Below are 20,183 nucleotides of genomic sequence, written 5' to 3'. Positions count from 1 at the left end.
GTTTTTTTATTTATTTCCCGGCAAAATTTGCTTTGCGTTTTTCTAAAAAGGCGGCTGTGCCTTCTTTAAAATCAGTTGTGGAAAAGCATTTGCCAAATTCATTTACTTCAGCGTCAAACCCATTTACTCCATCTGTATAATACATATTAACACTTGCTATAACTCCGGCAATGGCTAAGGGGGCTTTCGTTTTTATTTTTTCGAGCAATTCAAGGCATTTGGTCATCAATTGATCAGGTGATATAACGTAATTGACTAGGCCAAATTGCAGTGCCTGTTGCGCTGTCAGTATATCGGCTGTCATGTGCAGTTCCAGTGACCTGGCTTTTCCTATCAATTGTGTCAATCGTTGCGTTCCTCCATAGCCGGCTATTAATCCGAGATTTACTTCGGGCTGACCGAATTTAGCATTATCACTTGCAATCCTTAAATGGCATGACATAGCCAGTTCACAGCCTCCTCCTAAAGCAAAGCCATTTACGGCAGCAATTATAGGTTTTGGCGACTCTTCGATGAGTTTAAATACATCCTGCCCCGCTTTTGCCATTGCTTTGCCTTGTTCAACACTAAGACCGACAAATTCGGATATATCAGCCCCGGCGACAAATGATTTTGGCCCGGCACCCGTAATAATAATGCCTTTAACTATACTATCAGCAATGGCTTCTTTAACAGCAGCACCGATCTCTTGTACAGTTTTTTTATTTAAAGCGTTTAGTTTATCGGGCCGGTTGATAATAATAGTATGGACCCCGTTTTCAGTTTTTGTGAGGAGGTTTTCAAATGGCATAGTAGAGTTTTTTGTTGCCTAAAAATACGTAAAACTTTGATGGGGAAGGAGTCGTAATTGCATCAGAAACATACCCCTTCCTGTTTACATCCTATCGCACCCTCTCTCGCTTTCTCACTGGCTCTCACACAGAGGGGAGGGCTATAAGGAAACAAACAATAAAAACTCACACAAAAATCCTACAAGGTAACCCACGTAAACCTGTGATTGAGTATGTGCATGGAGGCGTAGCCGGGCATAACCAATTAAACCTGCGATAAGGAATGCTAATATTAATTCATTAATAACATTAACCTGTAATTGGTACCCAAAACCAAGTAGTGTGCCGATTAAGCCTCCAATACCAATGGTGTGCGCACTTATTTTCCATTTAATATTAATAAGCATAGTGAGCACGACCGATATATTTGCCCCTAAAAGCATCAGGTTTATCTGCTCCGGTAATGGAACTTTTGTGGTAAGCATATAATAGCCGAGTGAATAATAGATGGCAGTGAGCAGATATGGTATACGTCTTTCTTCCGGGCTTTCCATTTCCAGACTCTTAATGCGTCCTATAATAAGCAGAAGTATACTGCTTAAGACCGGAAATACAAAAGTGGCAATAAACACTACTACATATAAGGCGTTTTGCAGTTCAGGGGTGATAATGAAGCTGATGTATGATCGGGAATTAAAAATAAACCAAAGGCCAATGGTTGGAATTAAAAGAGGGTGGAATATATACGAAATGGTTTTTGCTAATACAGAGCGACTGGGGGGAATTTCATTTGTCATTCTCGATTCTTAATTTTTAATTCCTTACAGCTCCTTTCTCATCCTGGCAACCGGTATCCCCAGCATTTCGCGGTATTTGGCAACAGTGCGGCGGGCAATGTTATAACCCTTTTCTGTCAGCAGTTTAGTGAGGGCATCATCAGTAAGCGGTTTCTTTTTGCTTTCGGCGGCGATGTTATCCTGCAATATTTTTTTTACTTCTTTTGATGAAACTTCTTCACCCGAATCGGTGGAAAGGGATTCGGAGAAAAAAGATTTTAACGGGAACGTGCCAAATTGTGTTTGAACGTATTTGCTGTTGGTAACACGTGAAATAGTGGAGATATCGAGCCCTGTACGATCAGAAATATCTTTAAGTATCATGGGTTTCAGCTTTGCCTCATCGCCTTCTAAAAAATATTCGAACTGGTATTCCATGATGGTGCGCATGGTAGCCATTAATGTATTTTCCCGCTGCTTAATGGCATCAATGAACCAACGGGCGCTTTCTATTTTTTGTTTGACAAAAGAAGAGGCTTCTTTGCTTTGTTTATCTTTTGCTTTGGAGTATTCATCCTGCATTTGCTGGTAATCTTTACTCACCCGCAGTTCCGGTTGATTACGCGAGTTCAGGGATAGTTCAAGGATGCCATCACTGTTGGTTAAGATAAAATCAGGGATAATTTCCTGAATATTTTTTTGATTGTCGCCGCTTGAATTGCCTGGTTTGGGATCGAGTTTTACAATTTCGTGAATTACTTCCTTTAGCTGCTCTTCGTCTATTTCAAGCTTTTTCTGAATTTTCTCGTAATGTTTTTTGGAAAATTCTTCCATGTGGTTTTTAACCACCTCAATGGCCAGCGAGATCTCTATGTACCGATCATCCTTGCGCTGTAGCTGTAGCAGCAAACATTCCTGCAGGTCGCGGGCACCGACTCCCGGCGGATCGAACCGCTGAATAATATGCAGCATTTCCAATAACTCCTGCTCCGTAGTAATAATATTTTGTGAAAAAGCGATATCATCAACGATCGAAACAATATCCCGGCGTAAATATCCTTCATCATCAATATTTCCTATCAAATACAACGCTACTTGGTATTTGTGGTCATCCAGGTCCTGCAAGCCAAGCTGGTTTTCGAGTATTTCCTGTAATGTTATGGCCGATGTAACCGGGATCTCTTTGCGTTCATCATCCGCACTCGCGTTGTTGACTTTTAGCTTGTAGGATTCTCCTTCATCCTCATCCATATAGTCGTCCATTGAAAAATCATCCTTCTCCAGGCCATCTTCATTTTCATCATCACCTGTTTCCTCGCTGAGAATGTCTTCGTCTTCTTTGTTTTCTTCTTCCTCTACTTCTTCGCCTTCCTCCAATGCCGGATTGGCTTCCATTTCCTCCTTAATACGTTGTTCAAGGGCAATAGTAGGCAATTGCAGCATTTTCATGAGCTGAATTTGCTGCGGGGACAGTTTTTGAAGTAGCTTTTGACTTAAATTTTGTCTTAACATTGGTACGAATAACGAATGGTTACGAATTTACGAATATCTTGAGTACTTATGCAATGTGTGACAAAAATCAAAATGGGGGTATGATTTTTTCTACTGTCATCTTTCATTTGAAAAACAAATTGTTATAGGTCTTTTTGTTTTAAGCCTTCCCAATGACGGGCACAATCTTCGCAAATACTAATGTAGTTAACCGTTAAGGGACCAAACAACCCGCGAATATTTTCAGCCATAAGCCTAGGATATATTTTGACCGGCAGTTCTGGTTTGTAACCAATGGCATGGCAAATCTGACATTCATTTAACCACTTGCGTATTTCAGGGAATTCTTTTAAATAAAGGTCCTTCTCTCTACTTTTTGACATTTTTTAGATATGGGGAAACTGATGCTTTAATACTTTCAATAAGTTCTGTATCCATGTATTCATAATCGTCTGATATGTCAAGAATGAAAACAGATTTGTTGACGATGTTGTCAGGAAATTTTTCGGTCAATCGTTGTTTATGAGTTTTTTCCATTACAAATATTATATCAGACCAGTCAATAAGCTTTGCAGTCACTCTTATTCGTGCAGAAGGCTCTGTCCCAGCTGATTTTACTTTAAAGTCTTGTCTGTTCTTATAAATTTTTTCAGCAGTTGGGCTTCGCCAATTATTTCTACTACATATAAAAAGAATATTCATGTCATTTGGCTCGCTCCTCTAAAACTCCGCATTCTTCGGCGTCCTTGGAAACGGAATCGATTTTGTTTCATTCACAGTAATTGTTCTCACTTACCCTTTTTCTGTTGTTTTATTTCTTCTTTTTGCCGGGCTATGAGTATTGCTTTATGTAATTTATCTTTCAGTATTTTCATGGAAGGCAATTGAGTGTAATATTGCGCCACTTTTATCCGGTTTTCTTTCAGTAATAAAAGCTCAACATGCTCATCCGATTTATCGGAACAAAGTATCAGGCCAACTGGGGCATTTTCACCTTCACGTTGCTCATGTTTTTCGAGCCAGCGTAAGTACAATTCCATTTGCCCTTTATCGGCGGCACGGAATTTTCCCAGTTTCAAATCAATCGCCACGAGGCATTTTAAGCCACGGTGATAAAACAACAGATCAATTTTATAATCTGTACCGTCTATAACGATTCGTTTTTGCCTTGCCAGAAATGCAAAATCGCTGCCAAGCTCAATGATAAATTGTTGTACTTGTGCCAGTATTGCGTCCTCTAGGTCTTTTTCGGAATAAGTTTCTTTAAGGCCAAGAAAATCTAAAAGGTATGGATCGCGGAAAACCAGATCAGGATTGGCAATACTGCCGGATGGAAGTTTTCTCAACTCTTGCTTAATAAGTTTTTCAGGCTTTTTTGAAAGGGCGGTCCGCTCAAACAACATGCTATCTATACGTTCCCGAAGCTGACGCACGCTCCATCGTTCAATAATTGCCATTTGGGCGTAAAACATTCGTTGAGCCTCTGTTTCAATGGTAACCAGTTCCGTGAAATGGCTCCAACTCAATTCTTGCGACAGTGTCGCGAGAATTTGAGAATTGGCAAATGATTGTCTGAATTGAACCATGCGCCATAATCCAGAAATGCTATAGCCATTCCCATATTCTGCCGTCAATTGTCGCGACAGTGTCACGACAATTTCTTTGCTGTATCCTGCACGGCTGCTGTCCAGAATATGATGATGAATAATGTTACCAATGTTCCAATAAAGCAGTGTCAATGATTGATTCACTTGGACAGCTACTTCCTTCCGCGCTTGTTCTATCCGCGATTTTATTTCGCTAAACAGCACGTCTGTTTTCTTAATTCTACCAGGTGTTATTTTCTTTTTTGCTTTTCCCATGTATGCCATTAAGCATTTCTGCTTCAACTAAAACTCCGCATTCTTCGGCGTCCTTGGAAACGGAATGATATCCCGTACATTGGTCATGCCGGTAATAAATAATATCAATCGCTCAAAGCCAAGCCCAAACCCACTATGAGGGCATGTGCCATATTTGCGTGTTTCCATGTACCACCAAAGGCTTTGCTCATGAATGCCCATTTCCTTTATCCTTGCCTGTAGCTTATCGTAATTTTCTTCACGCTGTGAACCGCCGATCATTTCGCCCACATAAGGGAACAAAACATCCATGGCGCGCACTGTTTTGCCATCCTCATTTTGTTTCATATAAAAAGCTTTTATGCCTTTTGGGTAATCGGTAACAATAACGGGTACTTTAAAATGATCTACTAAAAAGTTTTCGTGCTCCTTTTGCAGGTCTTTTCCCCACTCGGGACGGAATTCAAATTTTTTACCCAGCTTAAGAACTTCTATTGCTTCTGTATATGTAATACGTTTGAACGGCTCATTTTTTACATTATTCAGGCGTTCCAATAATGTAGTTTTGCTTCGTTCGTGCTCTTTTTTTGTTTTATCTTCTTCAATTGCACGATTGTTTAAAAACGCGATGTCATCACCGCAATTGTCAAGGGCATATTGAACAAGATATTTCAACATGCTTTCAGCAAGGTCCATATTATCTTTTATCTCGTAAAACGCCATCTCGGGCTCTATCATCCAGAATTCTGCCAAATGACGTGGAGTGTTCGAATTCTCAGCGCGAAATGTAGGGCCAAAAGTGTATACCAAACCTAAAGCGGTTGCTGCTAATTCGGATTCCAACTGCCCGGAAACAGTCAGGTTGGTTTGACGGCCAAAAAAATCCTGCTTATAATCAATTGTGCCATCGGGGTTGCGTGGAGGTTTGTCTATGTCGAGTGTGGTTACCCTGAACATTTCGCCTGCGCCTTCTGCATCAGTACCTGTAACGATAGGCGCGTGGAGATAATAGAATCCTTGATCGTTAAAAAACTTATGAATGGCGAATGACATGTGGTGGCGGATGCGCAAAATAGCGCCGAATGTATTTGTACGAGGCCGTAGATGGGCTATCTCCCGCAAAAACTCAAGCGTATGAGCCTTTTTTTGCAATGGAAATGTTTCATCTGCAATTCCCAGTACGTCTAATTTCGTTGTCTGAATCTCCACACTTTGTCCCTGTCCCTGCGATTTTGTCAGCGTTCCTGTTACAGCTATGCATGCGCCTGTAGTGACATGTTTCAACTCCTCTTCGGAAATTTTTGCAAGGTCAACAACAGCCTGTATATTGTGAATAACAGAACCATCGTTCAGCGCAATAAAAGCAACATTCTTATTCCCGCGCTTGGTACGCACCCAGCCTTTAATAGATACTTCTTTCCCGTATTCAGTCGATCTGAGCAGATCAGCTACTTTATATTTTTCCATAGTTTGAATATTAAAGGGGTACAAAAAAACAAAAATTAAGCGATTTATCAATGAATAAGTGAATTATATCGGTAAAATCTGTAATCCAAGCTAATAGTTAATGGAAACTTTGGAAATAGAAACTGTTTCCATAGTTTTGCACCCGTATTTTACGGAAGGTGCATGAAAACGAAAGAAAGGATATTGAAAGGAGCAGAGGAGCTCTTTATCCGTTTGGGGATAAAGAGCATTACAATGGACGAAATCGCCCAGCATTTGGGGATGTCAAAAAAAACGATCTATCGGTTTTACAAGGACAAGGATGATGTAGTGCACCAGCTTATGACTCAAACGTTGGAGGGAAATTGTAAAATATTTTCGGAGATACAGCGCAAATCAAAGGATATTATTGAAGAGGTTTTTTTGTGTATGAAGCAAATGCAGATCATGTTCTCTAACAGAAATCCGGTTATGTTTTATGATCTGCAAAAGTATTATCCTCAAACATGGAAGCTTTTCCGTGATTTTAAAACAAACTTTATTTTAAAAATGGTTGAAGAAACGCTCCGGAAGGGTATTAAAGATGGTTATGTCCGTGAAGATATTAATGTAAAGATACTTGCCCGTTTACGGATCGAGGAAATTGAAATGGGTTTCAGTCAGACTATTTTTCCATTGGATAAATACAATATAACTGAAGTGCAGTTGAATATGGCCGAGCATTTTTTATATGGGATATGTACATTAAAAGGGCACAAATTGATCAATAAGCGTAAAGAGAAGGACTTGAAGTTAAAAACATTGATATAAAATATTATTTGTTCATGAACGTCTCATCAATTGCAAACAGATACAAAATGAAGAAAAAATTTTCGCTATGGATGGCTGTAATCACATTCGCATTGAGTGCCAATGCTCAACAAAAGGATACGGCAAATTATTCCTTTTCACTGCAGCAGGCGATCGATTACGCGTTAAAAAACAATACAAGGATACAAAATGCAGCTTTTGATGAAGACATCGCGAAAAATAAAGTGAATGAAGTTTTCGGCATGGGATTACCGCAAATTAACGGAGCCTTGAATTTAACCGACATGGAAAAAATTCAAACAATGTTTGTTCCGGCGAACGCATTCAATCCGGCAGCCCCCCCCGATGTTATTACCGCGCTTGCTTTCGGTGTTCAGTATACTTCAAGCGCAAGTATAACAGCCAGCCAGCTTATTTTCAGCAATTCGTTTTTGATCGGATTGCAGGCGGCGAAAACATATCAGCAGCTTTTGCAAAAGGCCGCCGAACGCACTAAAATTGAAACAGTCCAAACTGTTTCAAAGGCATATTACTCGGTTTTGGTGGCACAGGAGCGGCTAAAGTTATTGGATGCAAATGTTGTACGTTTGAAAAAACTGATGGATGATACAAAAGCACTGAATGATAACGGCTTTGTTGAGAAAATAGATCTCGACCGCATTACCCTTGTTTATAATTCTATTGTAACAGAAAAGGAAAAGGCAAACCGATTGGCCGGGCTGAGTGTTTCATTATTGAAATATCAGATGGGGCTTGATCAGAAATCGGCTCTTACTTTGACCGACAACATTACATCAATTGCTTTTCAGCCCGAACCTTTGCTTGAAAAAGTAAATTATCCCAGCCGGATCGAATACTCGATGACAGAAGTCCAAAAACGGGCGGCTTATCTGCAGTACAAAAATGACAAACACAGTTTTTTGCCAACACTTGTTGGGTTTGCAAACGTAGGTACAAATACAGGCGGCATCAAATTCGACCTTTACAATTCGAATAAATCATGGTATAACTTTGCCATCCTGGGTCTTAACTTAAATATGCCCATTTTCAACGGCCTGCAGCGACATTATAAAGCACAACAATCGAAACTCGGAATGCAAAAAGCGGAAAATGATCTGAAGTTTGTTCAGCAAAGTATTGATCTGGAGGTTGCCAATGCAAGCGCACAGCTTCAAAATGCACTGGCATCTTTAGAAACGCAAAAGAAGAACATTGTTCTGGCAGAAGAGATTTATAAGGTATCGAAATTAAAATATGAACAGGGCGTCGGATCAAACTTAGAAGTGTTAACTGCCGAAACCGCACTAAAGGAAGCGCAAACCAATTATTTCAGTGCATTGTATGATGCATTGATAGCAAAAGTTGATTATCAGAAATCTATTGGAACGTTAATAAAATAGTTTAAGGTTACAGGTTCAGGTTAATTTAACCTGAACCTGTAACCTGTAACCCTGAACCTGAAACCAAAATAAAAATGAAGAAAATTCTATTCGCAGCCGTAACAATTTCAATTTTGCTGATCGCTTGTAAAGATAGTGACAGCGAGAGTCTATCGAAAGACAACAGGGTAAGAACACTGGACAGCCTGAAAAAGGAAATGTCCGGCCTCCAGGTTAAAATTGCAAGCCTTGAAGAAGAAATTACGAAGGACGACACTTCGAAATCAGAAAAAATTAAAACTGTTGAACTGCAAATTGTTTCGGCACAAACATTTAATAACTACGTTGATGTACAGGGAAGGGTTGATGCGGAGGAAAATGTTTCCATTACTGCGGAAATGCCCGGCACGATTTCAAGAGTTATAGCAAAAGTTGGTGATGCTGTAACTATCGGTGAGGTTTTAGCCGAACTTGATTCAAAGTCCATTCAGCAAGGACTCGCTGAATTGCAAAATGGCCTTGAACTGGCCAGGACACTATTTGAAAAACAGAAAAATCTTTGGGATCAGAAAATCGGAACCGAGATGCAATACCTTCAGGCAAAGAATCAGAAAGAGTCCCTGGAAAAAAGAATAGCTTCTGTGCAGGAACAATTAAGAATGACAAAGATTATTTCGCCTATTAATGGAATAGTTGATGCGGTTGATATTAAAGTCGGACAAGCCGCCGCTCCCGGCGTTCCTGCGATCCGGGTAGTAAATATGAACAACTTAAAGGTAAAAGCGGAAGTAGCTGAATCATACGGGGCAAAAGTTAAAACCGGTAATGATGTAGTGATCATTGTCCCTGATATGAAGGATACGGTGAAAACAAAAATCGCCTATTCCGCGAAAGTGATCTCTCCATTGAACAGGACATTTACTGTAACAGTTAACCTCGATAATAACAAAGAATATCATCCCAACCAGATAGCTGTTTTGAAAATTATTGATTATTCAAACCCCAAGGCGCTCATTGTGCCTGTTGGAACTATTCAGCATGCAGGCGAAGGCGATTTTATATTTATTGCCGAAGGAACTAAAGTGAAAAAGATAAAGGTAAAAGTTGGGAAAATGTATAACGGCAGGGCGGAAATCACAGAGGGGTTGAAAGAAGGAGATCAGCTGATCGTAAAAGGATACCAGGAACTGAATGAAGGGGAGATAATTAAATATTAGGTTACTGGTTTCGGGTTGTCTGAACCTGAAACTTTTTCAACCAAAAAATATGAAAGAAATATTCAAAGAATTCAAACCAAGCAGCTGGGCGATCAATAACCGCACAAGCATTTATATTTTCACGATCATTATAGCGTTGTGGGGCTATTCTACTTACAACAGCCTTCCTAAAGAGAACTTTCCGGTGATCGTGATCCCCAAAATATTTATCAGCACGGTTTATCCCGGAACATCACCGGAGAATATGGAGAACCTGGTGACCAAGCCGCTGGAGAAACGAATGAAATCAATTGCGGGGGTGAAAAAAGTTACAAGTAATTCCTACCAGGACTATTCGAATGTGATCATCGAATTTAATACAGATGTTAAAATAAATATTGCGAAGCAAAAGGTAAAGGATGCTGTTGACAGAGCCAAAGCCGACCTCCCGATCGACCTTCCTGCTGATCCGAATGTTATGGATATTAATCTTTCTGAAATACCGATCATGTTCGTGAATGTTTCAGGAGATTTTGATCTGAATAAAATTAAAAACTATGCTGATAAATTGCAGGATCGTATAGAGTCGCTTAAAGAGATCACCCGTGTTGACCTGATCGGAGCCCTTGAGAGGGAAATACAGGTGAATGTGGATATGTACAAAGCCCAGGTAGCCCAGATTTCATTGGGCGATATTGAGCGTGCGATTGGCTATGAGAACATGACCATTACAGGAGGTACTGTTAAAATGGATGGGATGCGGAGAACGATCAACGTAAAAAAGGAATTTAAAAATGTTACTGAACTTGAAAACCTTATTGTAAAATCACCGAACGGGGCTCCTATTTACCTGAAGGACATTGCTCAGATAAAAGACACATTCAAGGAACAGGAGAGTTTTGCCCGCCTTGGCGGCAAAAATGTAATTACACTTAGCGTTGTTAAGCGGGCCGGATTTAACCTGATCGAAGCTTCGGATAAGATAAAAATTATTGTAAAGGAAATGCAGGAATCAGATTTTCCGAAGGGCCTGAATGTTGTTGTTACGGGAGATCAAAGTAATCAAACCCGAACCACACTTCATGATCTTATCAATACAATAGTAATTGGTTTTATTCTTGTTACCATCATCTTGATGTTCTTCATGGGAGCCACCAACGCCATCTTCGTTGCTATGTCGGTTCCTTTATCGATGTTCATTGCATTTCTTATAATGCCAAGTATTGGGTTTACTATGAATATGATCGTATTGTTCGGCTTATTGCTCGCACTCGGAATTGTAGTGGATGATGCGATCGTTGTGATCGAGAATACGCACCGGTTATTTGCCAATGGAAAACGAAGTATTGTTGAAGCGGCTAAAATGGCTGCAGGAGAAGTGTTTTTACCTGTCCTCTCCGGTACGTTGACCACACTCGCTCCTTTTATTCCTCTTGCCTTCTGGGATGGAGTTATCGGTCAATTCATGTTCTTTCTGCCTGTTACGCTGATCATTACTCTACTCGCCTCACTTTTCGTTGCTTATATCATCAACCCGGTTTTCGCCGCTTCGTTTATGAAACCGGAGGTTGAACACGAAACAGGAAAATCAAAATTGACAAGAGGTGTTAAAATAACAAGCGCCGTTTTGCTCGGCTTTGCAATACTCTTTTATGTTGGGGGAAATTTTGGTTTTGCCAATTTTCTGGTAATGATGTTTTTATTAAATATGCTTTACAGGTTTGTATTGCTTGGCTGGGTGAAAAAATTTCAGCAAAAGATCTGGCCTGCGGTCATTGATCGCTATTCCAAAATTCTGGCATGGGCTTTGACAAAACCTTATTCAACCTTATCCATTACATTCGGCTTATTTGTTTTATCAATTATATTAACAATGGCTCGCGGAAAAGCCCCGACATTCTTCCCGAGTTCTGATCCTAATTTTGCATTTGTATATGTATCTCTTCCTGTTGGTACCGACCCTGCATATACAGACAGCGTGCTGAAAATAGTGGAAAAAAGAGTGAGTACCGTTTTATATCCCGATGGAAAAGAAAATCCCGTTGTCTCTTCAGTAATTTCTAACGTAACTATTGCTGTTACCGATCCATCCGATGAAGATCAGGGACAGTATCCGAACAGAGGTAAGCTGCAAATATCATTTGTTCCTTTTGCAGAACGAAATGGAATATCTACTATGCCCTATCTTGCTGAAATACGCGATGCAGTGAAAGGAATTGCAGGAGCGGACATTGCAGTAACCCAGGAACAGGCCGGTCCACCTCAGCCAAAGGCCATTACAGTCGAGATTTCGGGTGATGATCTGGTGGCGATGAATATAACTTCAAAGCAGGTAAAAAGATACCTCGATAGTCTGCACATTGAAGGTGTCGAGGAATTAAGATCAGATTTTGAGGATAACAAACCGGAAATAGTTTTTGACATTGACCGTGAACGGGCTAACCGGGAGGGGATCTCTGTCGGACAGATCGGGAGCGAGATCCGCAATGCCGTTTTTGGTCAGCTGCGGACATCTAAATTCCGCGATCTGGATGATGAATACCCGATACAAATAAGATATGATGAAAAACAGAGGAACAATATCGACCAGTTAAAGAACATGACCATTGTTTACCGCGATATGGCGATGAACGGAATGATCCGCCAGGTGCCGATCTCATCCTTTGCTGACATTCGTTATGAAAATACATTCGGAGGGATTAAAAGAAAAAATCAGAAACGTGTTATCACACTTTCATCCAATGTGCTTGTGCAGGGAACAGAAAATGAAGTAGCGCTGAAAGTACAAAAGGAAGTGGAAAAGTTTCATGCCCCGGATGGAGTAGAGGTAAAAATGGTGGGCTCACAGGAAGAGCAAATTGAAACGATGAACTTTTTGGGGGGAGCATTGCTTACTTCGATCGGATTGATCATTGTAATCCTCGTAATGCAATTCAATTCGGTTTCAAAACCTTTTATTATTCTTACTGAAATATTTTTCAGCATAATTGGCGTATTGCTCGGAACAGCCATTTTCAATATGGACATGTCGATCGTTATGACCGGCATCGGAATTGTCGCTTTGGCAGGAATTGTTGTTCGGAATGGTATTCTTTTAGTAGAATTTACAGATCTGATGTTGGCACAGGGAATGAGCGCCCGCGATGCAATAATGGAAGCGGGGCGCACGCGTATGACCCCTGTTATATTAACCGCATCTGCCACAATACTCGGATTGATCCCTTTAGCCGTCGGGCTGAATATCGATTTTGTTAAATTATTTACACATCTCAACCCTGAAATTTTCTTTGGTGGTGACAGTGTTGCTTTCTGGGGCCCTTTATCATGGACAATGATATTCGGGTTAGGATTTGCAACATTTTTGACATTAATATTGGTTCCCGCGATGTACATGATCAGCTATAGATTAAAAGGACAATCCGTTAAAATACTTGATCACTTGCATTTGCCGCACCTGTTGATGTATGTACCATTCTTTATTTTGATATGTAAGATATTCGTTGGTAAAAATATTTATCGCGAAGCTTATTAAGTTGACGGAAATAAGTGGCATCCCCTATTTGGGCTAAAGCCGAATGTTTGTTGGTTGTTATACCCCCTCCACCTCAGGCGGACGGGGTAATGAGAAATCAATTTCGTCTGCGTTCATGGTTTAAAATGGATTCATCTTTTCATAACCCCAACCTTTAGGTCGGGGGAAACAAAAACCCCTCAATTGGGCTTTAGCCCAACACAGAAATGTTTATAAGGAAAAAATTATTAATCGTTTTGATTTTCTTATTTGTCACCACCATATTTTTCGCGCAAAAAAAATATACTATCAGCGGTTATCTTAAAGATGCAAAGAACGGCGAGGTACTTATTGGCGCAACTGTTTTTGTAAATGAGTTAAAAACAGGTGCCGCGGCAAATGTATACGGCTTCTACTCCGTTTCAATTCCGGAGGGAAATTATACCATCACCTATACATCCTTGGGATATCAACCAATCATAAAATCAATTCAACTTACTGCGGACATCACTCAAAGTGTTGAACTTTCAGAAGAGGCCAGGCAATTAGAAGCGGTTGAAATTCAATCCGATCGTCCGGATGAAAATGTGAAGAGCGTGGAAATGAGTATTAATAAACTCGATATTAAAACAATAAAAAAAATTCCCGCTCTTTTGGGAGAGATAGACCTGGTGCGCAGTATACAGCTATTGCCGGGCGTGACCACTGTTGGTGAAGGCGCCAGCGGGTTTAATGTGCGGGGTGGCAGTGTTGATCAGAACCTGGTGTTGCTTGACGAAGCCCCGGTTTATAATTCATCGCACCTGTTTGGTTTTTTTTCTGTTTTTAATCCCGATGCAGTTAAAGATGTAAAACTTATTAAAGGTGGTATTCCTGCCCAATATGGAGGACGTATTTCATCCATTCTTGATGTACGAATGAAGGACGGGAACAGTAAAAAGCTGGAAGTGAACGGAGGGGTTGGCGTGATATTCAGCCGTTTATCAATTGAGGCCCCCATAGTAAAAGGGAAAGGATCTTTTATAATTGCGGGACGCCGGTCATATATTGATGTGTTGGCAAAACCATTTTTGTCGGAAGAACTTAAGGAGTCAAAATTTTATTTTTATGACCTGACAGTAAAGGCAAATTATACAATTAATGATAAAAACAGGTTTTTCCTTTCCGGCTATTTTGGTCGTGATGTTTTCGGCGCAACCGAATTCAGTTTTAACTGGGGAAATGCAACGGGCACATTACGCTGGAATCATGTATTCGGCGACAAGCTGTTCCTTAACACTTCATTGATATACAGCAATTACGATTATTCCATTTTATTCACCAGCAAAGGAACCGATTCGTTTGAGTGGAAATCGAAGATCATCAATTATAGCGTAAAGCCTGAGTTTACATACTTCCCCAATACAAACAACACTATTAAGTTTGGCGCTCAATCGACCTATTTTGATTTTGTACCTGGTACGGCTACAGCTTTAAGCAGTGGCGTATACAGCAGCTTCGGCCTTAAGGATAAGTTTGCGCTTGAATCCGCGGTTTATTTAGAGAATGAACAAAAGATAGGGGCTTTAGTGGTCTTGCAATACGGACTTCGTTATTCTGCCTGGCAATATTTGGGCGAGGGAAAAGCTTTTACTTACAATGATACAACACCTAATGTAAGACGCTCGCTTGTTTCCACAAAAAATTATGGTAATAATGAGGTTATAAAAACATACAGCAATATTGAACCCCGCTTCTCGATAAAGGTAGATGTAAACGAAACAAGTTCAGTTAAAGCCAGCTACAATCGTACTGTTCAATACCTGCATTTAATTTCAAACACCACGGCTTCTACGCCGCTTGATGTATGGACTCCTACAACGAACAATGTTAAACCACAGCTTGCCGACCAGGTGGCTATAGGATATTTTAAAAATTTCGGGAAGGACAATATGTATGAAAGCTCTGTTGAAACATACTATAAAATATTACAAAACCAGATCGACTATATTGATAACGCGAATTTACTTTTGAACGAACAACTGGAAGCGGACTTGCTAAACGGTAAAGGGCGGGCTTACGGTATTGAATTTTTTGTCCGGAAGACCCATGGTAAATTAACAGGATGGATAAGCTACACTCTTGCGCGCACTGAGCGCCTTGTAGAAGGAATAAACCGCCGCAATTGGTACCCCAATCGCTTTGATAAATTGCACAATATGAATGTTGTTGCTAATTATGGCCTTACTGAAAGATTTGATGTATCTGCAACATTTACTTTTGCAACAGGTACGCCGGCCACATTTCCCACTAATCGTATAGAAGTGCAGGGATATATTATTCCGCACAATTCGGATGAGGCAAGGAATAATTACCGCATTCCCCCATACCATCGGCTTGACCTTTCAGCTACCCTGCAGTTAAAGAAAAAGGAAAAGCGCAAATGGGATGGAAATTTTGTTTTTTCTGTTTATAATGTTTACAACAGGGAAAATCCGTTCTCGGTTTTCTTCAGGCAAAATGCTGATAACGCCCGATTAACTGAAGCGGTAAGGTATTCTATTATTGGAAGAATAATTCCGGCGGTTGCATTTAACTTTAAATTTTAAAATGAGAAGTATTTTTAATGTTTTGGTAAGTGGAATTTTAATACTGTCGTTTGTCAGCTGCGAAAAGGTAATTGATATTAAGCTGGATGAGGGAACCTCACAATTGGCGGTTGATGCGTTTATTAATAACAAACCCGGGACACAGGTAATAAAACTGACTAAAACAGCAAGCTATTTTAATAATGAGGCATGTCCTGCTGCAATTGGCGCAACAGTTTACATTACCGACAATGACAGTAACATATATAATTTTATTGATAATTCCGGGACTGGAAAATATGAGTGGATCCCGTCCGTTGGGGACACCTTGTTAAGGCTGGCCCATTCATACACATTAACTGTTAATTATAACGGCGAACAATACATAGCTACGTCCTTTGCATTTCCTGTGCCTTTGGTCGATTCATTGAATTACGAATTTTTTAAAGGCAATGGACCTTCCTCCGCGGAGGCCAACTACGCAAGTTTTTATTCAAAGGATATCAGCGGGATGCCTAATTTTTACTGGATCAAATCATTTGTCAATGGTGCTTTTTTAAATAAACCTTCTGATCTTGTTGTTTCCCAGGACGGCGCTTTCGGAGGTGAAGGAGCAGACGGGCTCCCGTTTATTCTTCCGATCAGGCAGTCCATTAACCCTGAAAAAGGACTTGTGGCAGGCGATACAATTTCTGTGGAGTTACATTCCATTAACCCGGAAACATTTTTCTTTTTTCAGCAAACAATGCAGCAAACTCAAAATGGAGGATTGTTTGCCACGCCACCTGCGAACGTTATCAGCAATATTAAAAACATAAATCCCGGTTCAACTGGCAAAGCTGTCGGCTTTTTTAATACGGCATTAGTTGCATCGAACGGGATCAAAATAAAATAAAAACACGAACATGATACAACGATTCTTAGCCATCTTTATAGTTGCCACAACGCTGGCATCTTGTAAACGATCGGCCAGCACCACAATGGCAGTGCGTAAAGATCTTACACAAGCTGTTTATGCATCCGGTAAAATTTATCCGCTTAACGATTATAAGGTGATTAGCAAGCTGCCCGGTTATATCGAAAGGATCCATGTATCTGTAGGAGATTCGGTAAAGATCGGCCAGGCATTGGTAACAATAAAAAGTGAAGTAAGTACATTAAATGTGGATGTCGCTAAAAATCAATTGCAGCTTGCCGAACAGAATGCGGGCGACAATTCCCCGTTATTAATGGCGTTGAAGCAGGATGTGGTAGCGGCAAGGTCGAAGTATGAATTAGACTCTGCAAATTACACGCGGTATACAAATTTGTTAAAGGACAATGCCGCTTCTAAAGCGCAATTCGATCAGTCAAAAACACAATTCGAAATTTCCAAACAACTATTTTTGAAAGCTGCCAATAATTACATGACCACGCGCGACCGTGTACGGACTGAATATGGTAATGCCAAACTTCAGTATGAAGCGCAGCTGTCTAACAAAAGTGACTATATTATAGCCTCTCTTGTGAATGGGAAGGTGTACGACATTATTCCAAAAGAAGGAGAGTTAGTCAGTTCACAAAATGTAATAATGGAAGTTGGGGATATTAGCAATTATGAAGTTGAACTTAGTGTTGACGAGATGGATATATCGTTACTTAAAAAAGGGCAGGATATTGTTTATGTCATCGATGCATACAAAGAATTGACTTTAAGAGGAAAGGTTATGGAAGCATATCCGCGGATCAACCAGGTAAATAAGACATCTAAAATAGTCGCCTCCATTGAGCTGCCGGGATCTGTAAATGTTTACTCAGGTATGTCAGTTGAAGGGAATATTATAATTGCTGAGAAAAAAAATGCGCTTGTTATACCACGCGAGTTTTTAATTGATAGCCGTAAAGTAAAAATTAATTCTTCCGGCGAATTAAGGGAAATAAAAAAGGGAGCGGAAGATCTGCAATTTGTAGAAGTATTGGAGGGGTTGGATGAAAGCACTGAAATTGTTAAACCATAATATGTTCCGGGTTCGGGGTTCAAAGTTCAAGGTTTGTTTTCAATCGTCTACTTTGATCTTTAACCTTGAACGCGGAACCTGGAACTTTGAACTATAAATCACCCGTCATAAAGATCGCGTTAACGCACTTGTTTTCCAAGAAGCGTCAAACCATTGTGGCTATGCTGGGAGTGACGTTTGGTATTGCCATGTTTATTTTCCAGGCAGGATTAATGTCGGGCTTTCAAAGCACGTTTATTGACCAGACAATAAATACGACCGCTAACATTCGTATTTATAATGAAGCGGAGAAGAGCCGGCCAAGTATTCTTTCAAAAATGTATCCGGTATCCGATCACTGGATAGTTGTAAACAATCAAAAACCAAAGGATGAATTGCCGAAGATCAGGAATGGTTTGCAGATCATGCAACTGCTTGAAAAGGATCCGGAAGTGGCGGGTGCGTCACCGTTCCTCGGGGCACAGGCAATTTTCAAAGTGGGCATTGCGGAAGTGGCCGGAAAAATTTCCGGTGTGGATATTCTCCGTGAAAATATTTTGTTTAACGTTGATCAGTATATGACCCAGGGTAATATGTTGAAGTTGCAGACCACTTCGAACGGGGTTATTCTCGGGGAAGGTTTGGCAGGGCAACTCGGCGCGAAAATGAATGACAATGTGAATATAACTTCTCCTTTAGGAGTGACACTTGAGATGAAGGTAGTGGGGATTAACCGCACAGGAATTACGGAGGTTGATAATCGCAGGGCGTATATAAACCTGAGAAATGCTCAACGTTTACTCCAGGTAGATGGATCATATATAACTGATATAAATATTAAATTGAAGGATATCGAGAAGGCTGGAGAACTGGCGAAACTTTATCAGAGAAAATTTGGTTTCCGTGCTATGGATTGGAAAGAAGCGAATGCAAATATTTTCGGCGTGTTCAAGATCCAGAATATGATAACCTACCTTGTTATTACTTCCATACTTGTTGTTTCAGGATTTGGCATTTTCAACATCCTGATGATGATCATTTATGAGAAGATGCCGGATATTGCCATTCTCAAGTCGATTGGGTATAAAGATAAAGACATACGCGCTATTTTTCTGATCGAGTCCCTTATCATAGGTTTTTTTGGCGGCCTGCTCGGGTTGCTGCTTGGCGGCGCACTTCAAAAAATTGTAGGCAGTATACGCATGGATATTAAAGGATTTGTGTCGATGGAATATTTACATTTCAATTCATCTCCTGTATTTTTCATTTTTGCATATTGTTTTGGATTAGTTGTAACAGCCATTGCCGGGTATATTCCCGCACGCAAGGCTTCTAAGGTTGATCCGATAGATATAATAAGAAGTAAATAAAAAGGTTGGCGTTAGCAGTTGGCAAAGACAAACGTTTGCCAACTGCCAATTGCCCTTTGCTAACTAAAGTCGGTGCGTAAGCTAATGAATGATAAACCAATAATAGAAACCCAAAGCCTTAATAAGTTCTTCCACGACCCCGTAGAATTTCAGGCCCTGAAGAATGTTGAGGTAAAAATTAACCAGGGTGAATTTGTGGCGATTGTGGGTTCATCAGGCAGCGGAAAGTCGACCTTACTGTATGTGCTAAGTACATTGGATACTGATTATAAGGGTCATATTTATTTTGACGGAGACGACCTGAGCACAAAGACAAAAAACCAATTGGCTGAAATTCGAAACGAAAAAATAGGGTTTGTTTTTCAATTTCATTATTTGCTGCCTGAATTTACTGTCCTTGAAAATGTTTGTTTGCCAGCGCTTAAACTGGGCAGATATAGTAATGAAGAGATAAGTGAACTTGCGTATAAAAAACTCGATCTGTTAGGTTTGCGTGACCAGGCATTAAAAAAGGCCAACAAGCTTTCGGGCGGACAACAGCAGCGTGTTGCCATTGCACGGGCACTTATCAATCAACCCAAAATAATTTTTGGCGATGAACCTACAGGAAACCTCGACTCAAAAAATTCAGAGAACGTTTTCGAAATATTCCAGGAACTTAAAAAGGAGTTCAATCAATCCATACTTATTGTCACACACGATATGAACTTTGCGGAGCGTACGGATCGAATCATTACGTTACACGACGGAGAAGTAGTAACCAAATGAACTCAGATGCCTTTGATCATGGAATAAAATGAAAACAATCAATTAACTTCCCTGACTACATTTACAACATAGGTTTTGAATTTCATTTTTGCCAATTTCTCCGCACTCTCTGCATTTGATGCGGAGAGCATAGTGTAGAATGACTCATTTAATGTAAAATGATTTATTTCAACAACAAATTTTTTGATTGATGTTTCGTCATTTGTAATACCAGGGCCGGTTTTTTCAGGTGCTTTTTGCATTGTCATACTTAATATTTTTCATTAAATATATAACATTTTT

Annotated in this window: 17 protein-coding genes; 9 read left to right on the top strand and 8 right to left on the bottom strand. The window is 40.2% G+C overall.

Translation table 11 applies throughout. The features are described 5' to 3' along the window. Nucleotides 1–10: 10 nt before the first annotated feature. From HYU69_14955 to asnS, 7 genes are all read right to left on the bottom strand, one after another. Entirely contained in the window at nt 11–790 is a 780-nt protein-coding gene (locus HYU69_14955) for an enoyl-CoA hydratase/isomerase family protein (GenBank protein ID MBI2271641.1), read from the bottom strand. 141 nt (nt 791–931) lie between these two features. Beyond that, a complete protein-coding gene (locus tag HYU69_14950; protein ID MBI2271640.1) occupies nt 932–1,567 on the bottom strand; it encodes a phosphatase PAP2 family protein in 636 nt (211 codons plus the stop codon). A 24-nt stretch (nt 1,568–1,591) separates the two neighbouring features. Continuing rightward, nucleotides 1,592–3,058, bottom strand: coding sequence for an RNA polymerase factor sigma-54 (gene rpoN, locus HYU69_14945; GenBank protein MBI2271639.1), 1,467 nt, complete (start codon nt 3,056–3,058; stop codon nt 1,592–1,594). A gap of 122 nt (nt 3,059–3,180) precedes the next feature. Further along, a complete protein-coding gene (locus HYU69_14940) occupies nt 3,181–3,420 on the bottom strand; it encodes a hypothetical protein (protein MBI2271638.1) in 240 nt (79 codons plus the stop codon). Continuing rightward, nucleotides 3,407–3,739, bottom strand: a complete 333-nt coding sequence (locus HYU69_14935; GenBank protein ID MBI2271637.1) for a protein tyrosine phosphatase — start codon at nt 3,737–3,739, stop codon at nt 3,407–3,409. The genes HYU69_14940 and HYU69_14935 overlap by 14 nt, the downstream gene beginning before the upstream one ends. 86 nt (nt 3,740–3,825) lie before the next feature. Further along, a complete protein-coding gene (locus HYU69_14930; protein ID MBI2271636.1) occupies nt 3,826–4,899 on the bottom strand; it encodes a DUF1016 domain-containing protein in 1,074 nt (357 codons plus the stop codon). 27 nt (nt 4,900–4,926) lie between these two features. Next, nucleotides 4,927–6,345 carry an asparagine--tRNA ligase gene (asnS, locus tag HYU69_14925; protein MBI2271635.1) on the bottom strand — a complete coding sequence of 473 codons (1,419 nt, stop codon included), beginning with the start codon at nt 6,343–6,345 and terminating at the stop codon, nt 4,927–4,929. Between the two features lie 162 nt (nt 6,346–6,507). On the opposite strand from asnS, the gene HYU69_14920 reads away from it, so the two are divergent. The 9 genes from HYU69_14920 (at nt 6,508) to HYU69_14880 (ending at nt 19,901) form a co-directional block, all read left to right on the top strand. Beyond that, nucleotides 6,508–7,134: a TetR/AcrR family transcriptional regulator gene (locus HYU69_14920; GenBank protein ID MBI2271634.1), complete on the top strand. Its 627-nt coding sequence runs from the start codon at nt 6,508–6,510 to the stop codon at nt 7,132–7,134. A 47-nt stretch (nt 7,135–7,181) separates the two neighbouring features. Beyond that, nucleotides 7,182–8,534, top strand: coding sequence for a TolC family protein (locus HYU69_14915; protein MBI2271633.1), 1,353 nt, complete (start codon nt 7,182–7,184; stop codon nt 8,532–8,534). Between the two features lie 74 nt (nt 8,535–8,608). Next, nucleotides 8,609–9,730, top strand: coding sequence for an efflux RND transporter periplasmic adaptor subunit (locus tag HYU69_14910; protein ID MBI2271632.1), 1,122 nt, complete (start codon nt 8,609–8,611; stop codon nt 9,728–9,730). Nucleotides 9,731–9,779: 49 nt separating this feature from the next. Next, complete coding sequence (locus tag HYU69_14905) at nt 9,780–13,241, top strand: efflux RND transporter permease subunit (protein ID MBI2271631.1); 3,462 nt, start codon at nt 9,780–9,782, stop codon at nt 13,239–13,241. 206 nt (nt 13,242–13,447) lie between these two features. Further along, nucleotides 13,448–15,808: a TonB-dependent receptor gene (locus HYU69_14900; protein MBI2271630.1), complete on the top strand. Its 2,361-nt coding sequence runs from the start codon at nt 13,448–13,450 to the stop codon at nt 15,806–15,808. Nucleotide 15,809: 1 nt separating this feature from the next. After that, nucleotides 15,810–16,682: a DUF4249 domain-containing protein gene (locus HYU69_14895; protein ID MBI2271629.1), complete on the top strand. Its 873-nt coding sequence runs from the start codon at nt 15,810–15,812 to the stop codon at nt 16,680–16,682. 10 nt (nt 16,683–16,692) lie between these two features. Further along, nucleotides 16,693–17,784, top strand: coding sequence for an efflux RND transporter periplasmic adaptor subunit (locus HYU69_14890; GenBank protein ID MBI2271628.1), 1,092 nt, complete (start codon nt 16,693–16,695; stop codon nt 17,782–17,784). Nucleotides 17,785–17,849: 65 nt separating this feature from the next. Next, complete coding sequence (locus HYU69_14885) at nt 17,850–19,133, top strand: ABC transporter permease (protein ID MBI2271627.1); 1,284 nt, start codon at nt 17,850–17,852, stop codon at nt 19,131–19,133. A gap of 84 nt (nt 19,134–19,217) precedes the next feature. Further along, nucleotides 19,218–19,901 carry an ABC transporter ATP-binding protein gene (locus tag HYU69_14880; GenBank protein ID MBI2271626.1) on the top strand — a complete coding sequence of 228 codons (684 nt, stop codon included), beginning with the start codon at nt 19,218–19,220 and terminating at the stop codon, nt 19,899–19,901. 38 nt (nt 19,902–19,939) lie between these two features. On the opposite strand, the gene HYU69_14875 is transcribed toward HYU69_14880, so the two are convergent. Continuing rightward, complete coding sequence (locus tag HYU69_14875) at nt 19,940–20,149, bottom strand: hypothetical protein (GenBank protein ID MBI2271625.1); 210 nt, start codon at nt 20,147–20,149, stop codon at nt 19,940–19,942. Between the last annotated feature and the right edge of the window lie 34 nt (nt 20,150–20,183).

This window comes from Bacteroidota bacterium, from assembly GCA_016183775.1.
In the GTDB taxonomy this organism is placed as follows: Bacteria; Bacteroidota; Bacteroidia; order JABDFU01; family JABDFU01; genus JABDFU01.
This window is presented reverse-complemented; position numbering and strand designations above follow the sequence as displayed.

What these genes read in the sequence shown, in the direction of transcription:
- HYU69_14940 (MBI2271638.1), bottom strand. Translation starts at nt 3,420, where the DNA reads ATGTCAAAAAGTAGAGAGAAGGACCTTTATTTAAAAGAATTCCCTGAA.
- HYU69_14905 (MBI2271631.1), top strand. Translation starts at nt 9,780, where the DNA reads ATGAAAGAAATATTCAAAGAATTCAAACCAAGCAGCTGGGCGATCAAT.
- HYU69_14895 (MBI2271629.1), top strand. Translation starts at nt 15,810, where the DNA reads ATGAGAAGTATTTTTAATGTTTTGGTAAGTGGAATTTTAATACTGTCG.
- HYU69_14910 (MBI2271632.1), top strand. Translation starts at nt 8,609, where the DNA reads ATGAAGAAAATTCTATTCGCAGCCGTAACAATTTCAATTTTGCTGATC.
- HYU69_14915 (MBI2271633.1), top strand. Translation starts at nt 7,182, where the DNA reads ATGAAGAAAAAATTTTCGCTATGGATGGCTGTAATCACATTCGCATTG.
- HYU69_14880 (MBI2271626.1), top strand. Translation starts at nt 19,218, where the DNA reads ATGAATGATAAACCAATAATAGAAACCCAAAGCCTTAATAAGTTCTTC.
- HYU69_14920 (MBI2271634.1), top strand. Translation starts at nt 6,508, where the DNA reads ATGAAAACGAAAGAAAGGATATTGAAAGGAGCAGAGGAGCTCTTTATC.
- HYU69_14930 (MBI2271636.1), bottom strand. Translation starts at nt 4,899, where the DNA reads ATGGGAAAAGCAAAAAAGAAAATAACACCTGGTAGAATTAAGAAAACA.
- HYU69_14890 (MBI2271628.1), top strand. Translation starts at nt 16,693, where the DNA reads ATGATACAACGATTCTTAGCCATCTTTATAGTTGCCACAACGCTGGCA.
- HYU69_14935 (MBI2271637.1), bottom strand. Translation starts at nt 3,739, where the DNA reads ATGAATATTCTTTTTATATGTAGTAGAAATAATTGGCGAAGCCCAACT.
- asnS (MBI2271635.1), bottom strand. Translation starts at nt 6,345, where the DNA reads ATGGAAAAATATAAAGTAGCTGATCTGCTCAGATCGACTGAATACGGG.
- HYU69_14875 (MBI2271625.1), bottom strand. Translation starts at nt 20,149, where the DNA reads ATGACAATGCAAAAAGCACCTGAAAAAACCGGCCCTGGTATTACAAAT.
- HYU69_14950 (MBI2271640.1), bottom strand. Translation starts at nt 1,567, where the DNA reads ATGACAAATGAAATTCCCCCCAGTCGCTCTGTATTAGCAAAAACCATT.
- HYU69_14955 (MBI2271641.1), bottom strand. Translation starts at nt 790, where the DNA reads ATGCCATTTGAAAACCTCCTCACAAAAACTGAAAACGGGGTCCATACT.
- HYU69_14900 (MBI2271630.1), top strand. Translation starts at nt 13,448, where the DNA reads ATGTTTATAAGGAAAAAATTATTAATCGTTTTGATTTTCTTATTTGTC.
- rpoN (MBI2271639.1), bottom strand. Translation starts at nt 3,058, where the DNA reads ATGTTAAGACAAAATTTAAGTCAAAAGCTACTTCAAAAACTGTCCCCG.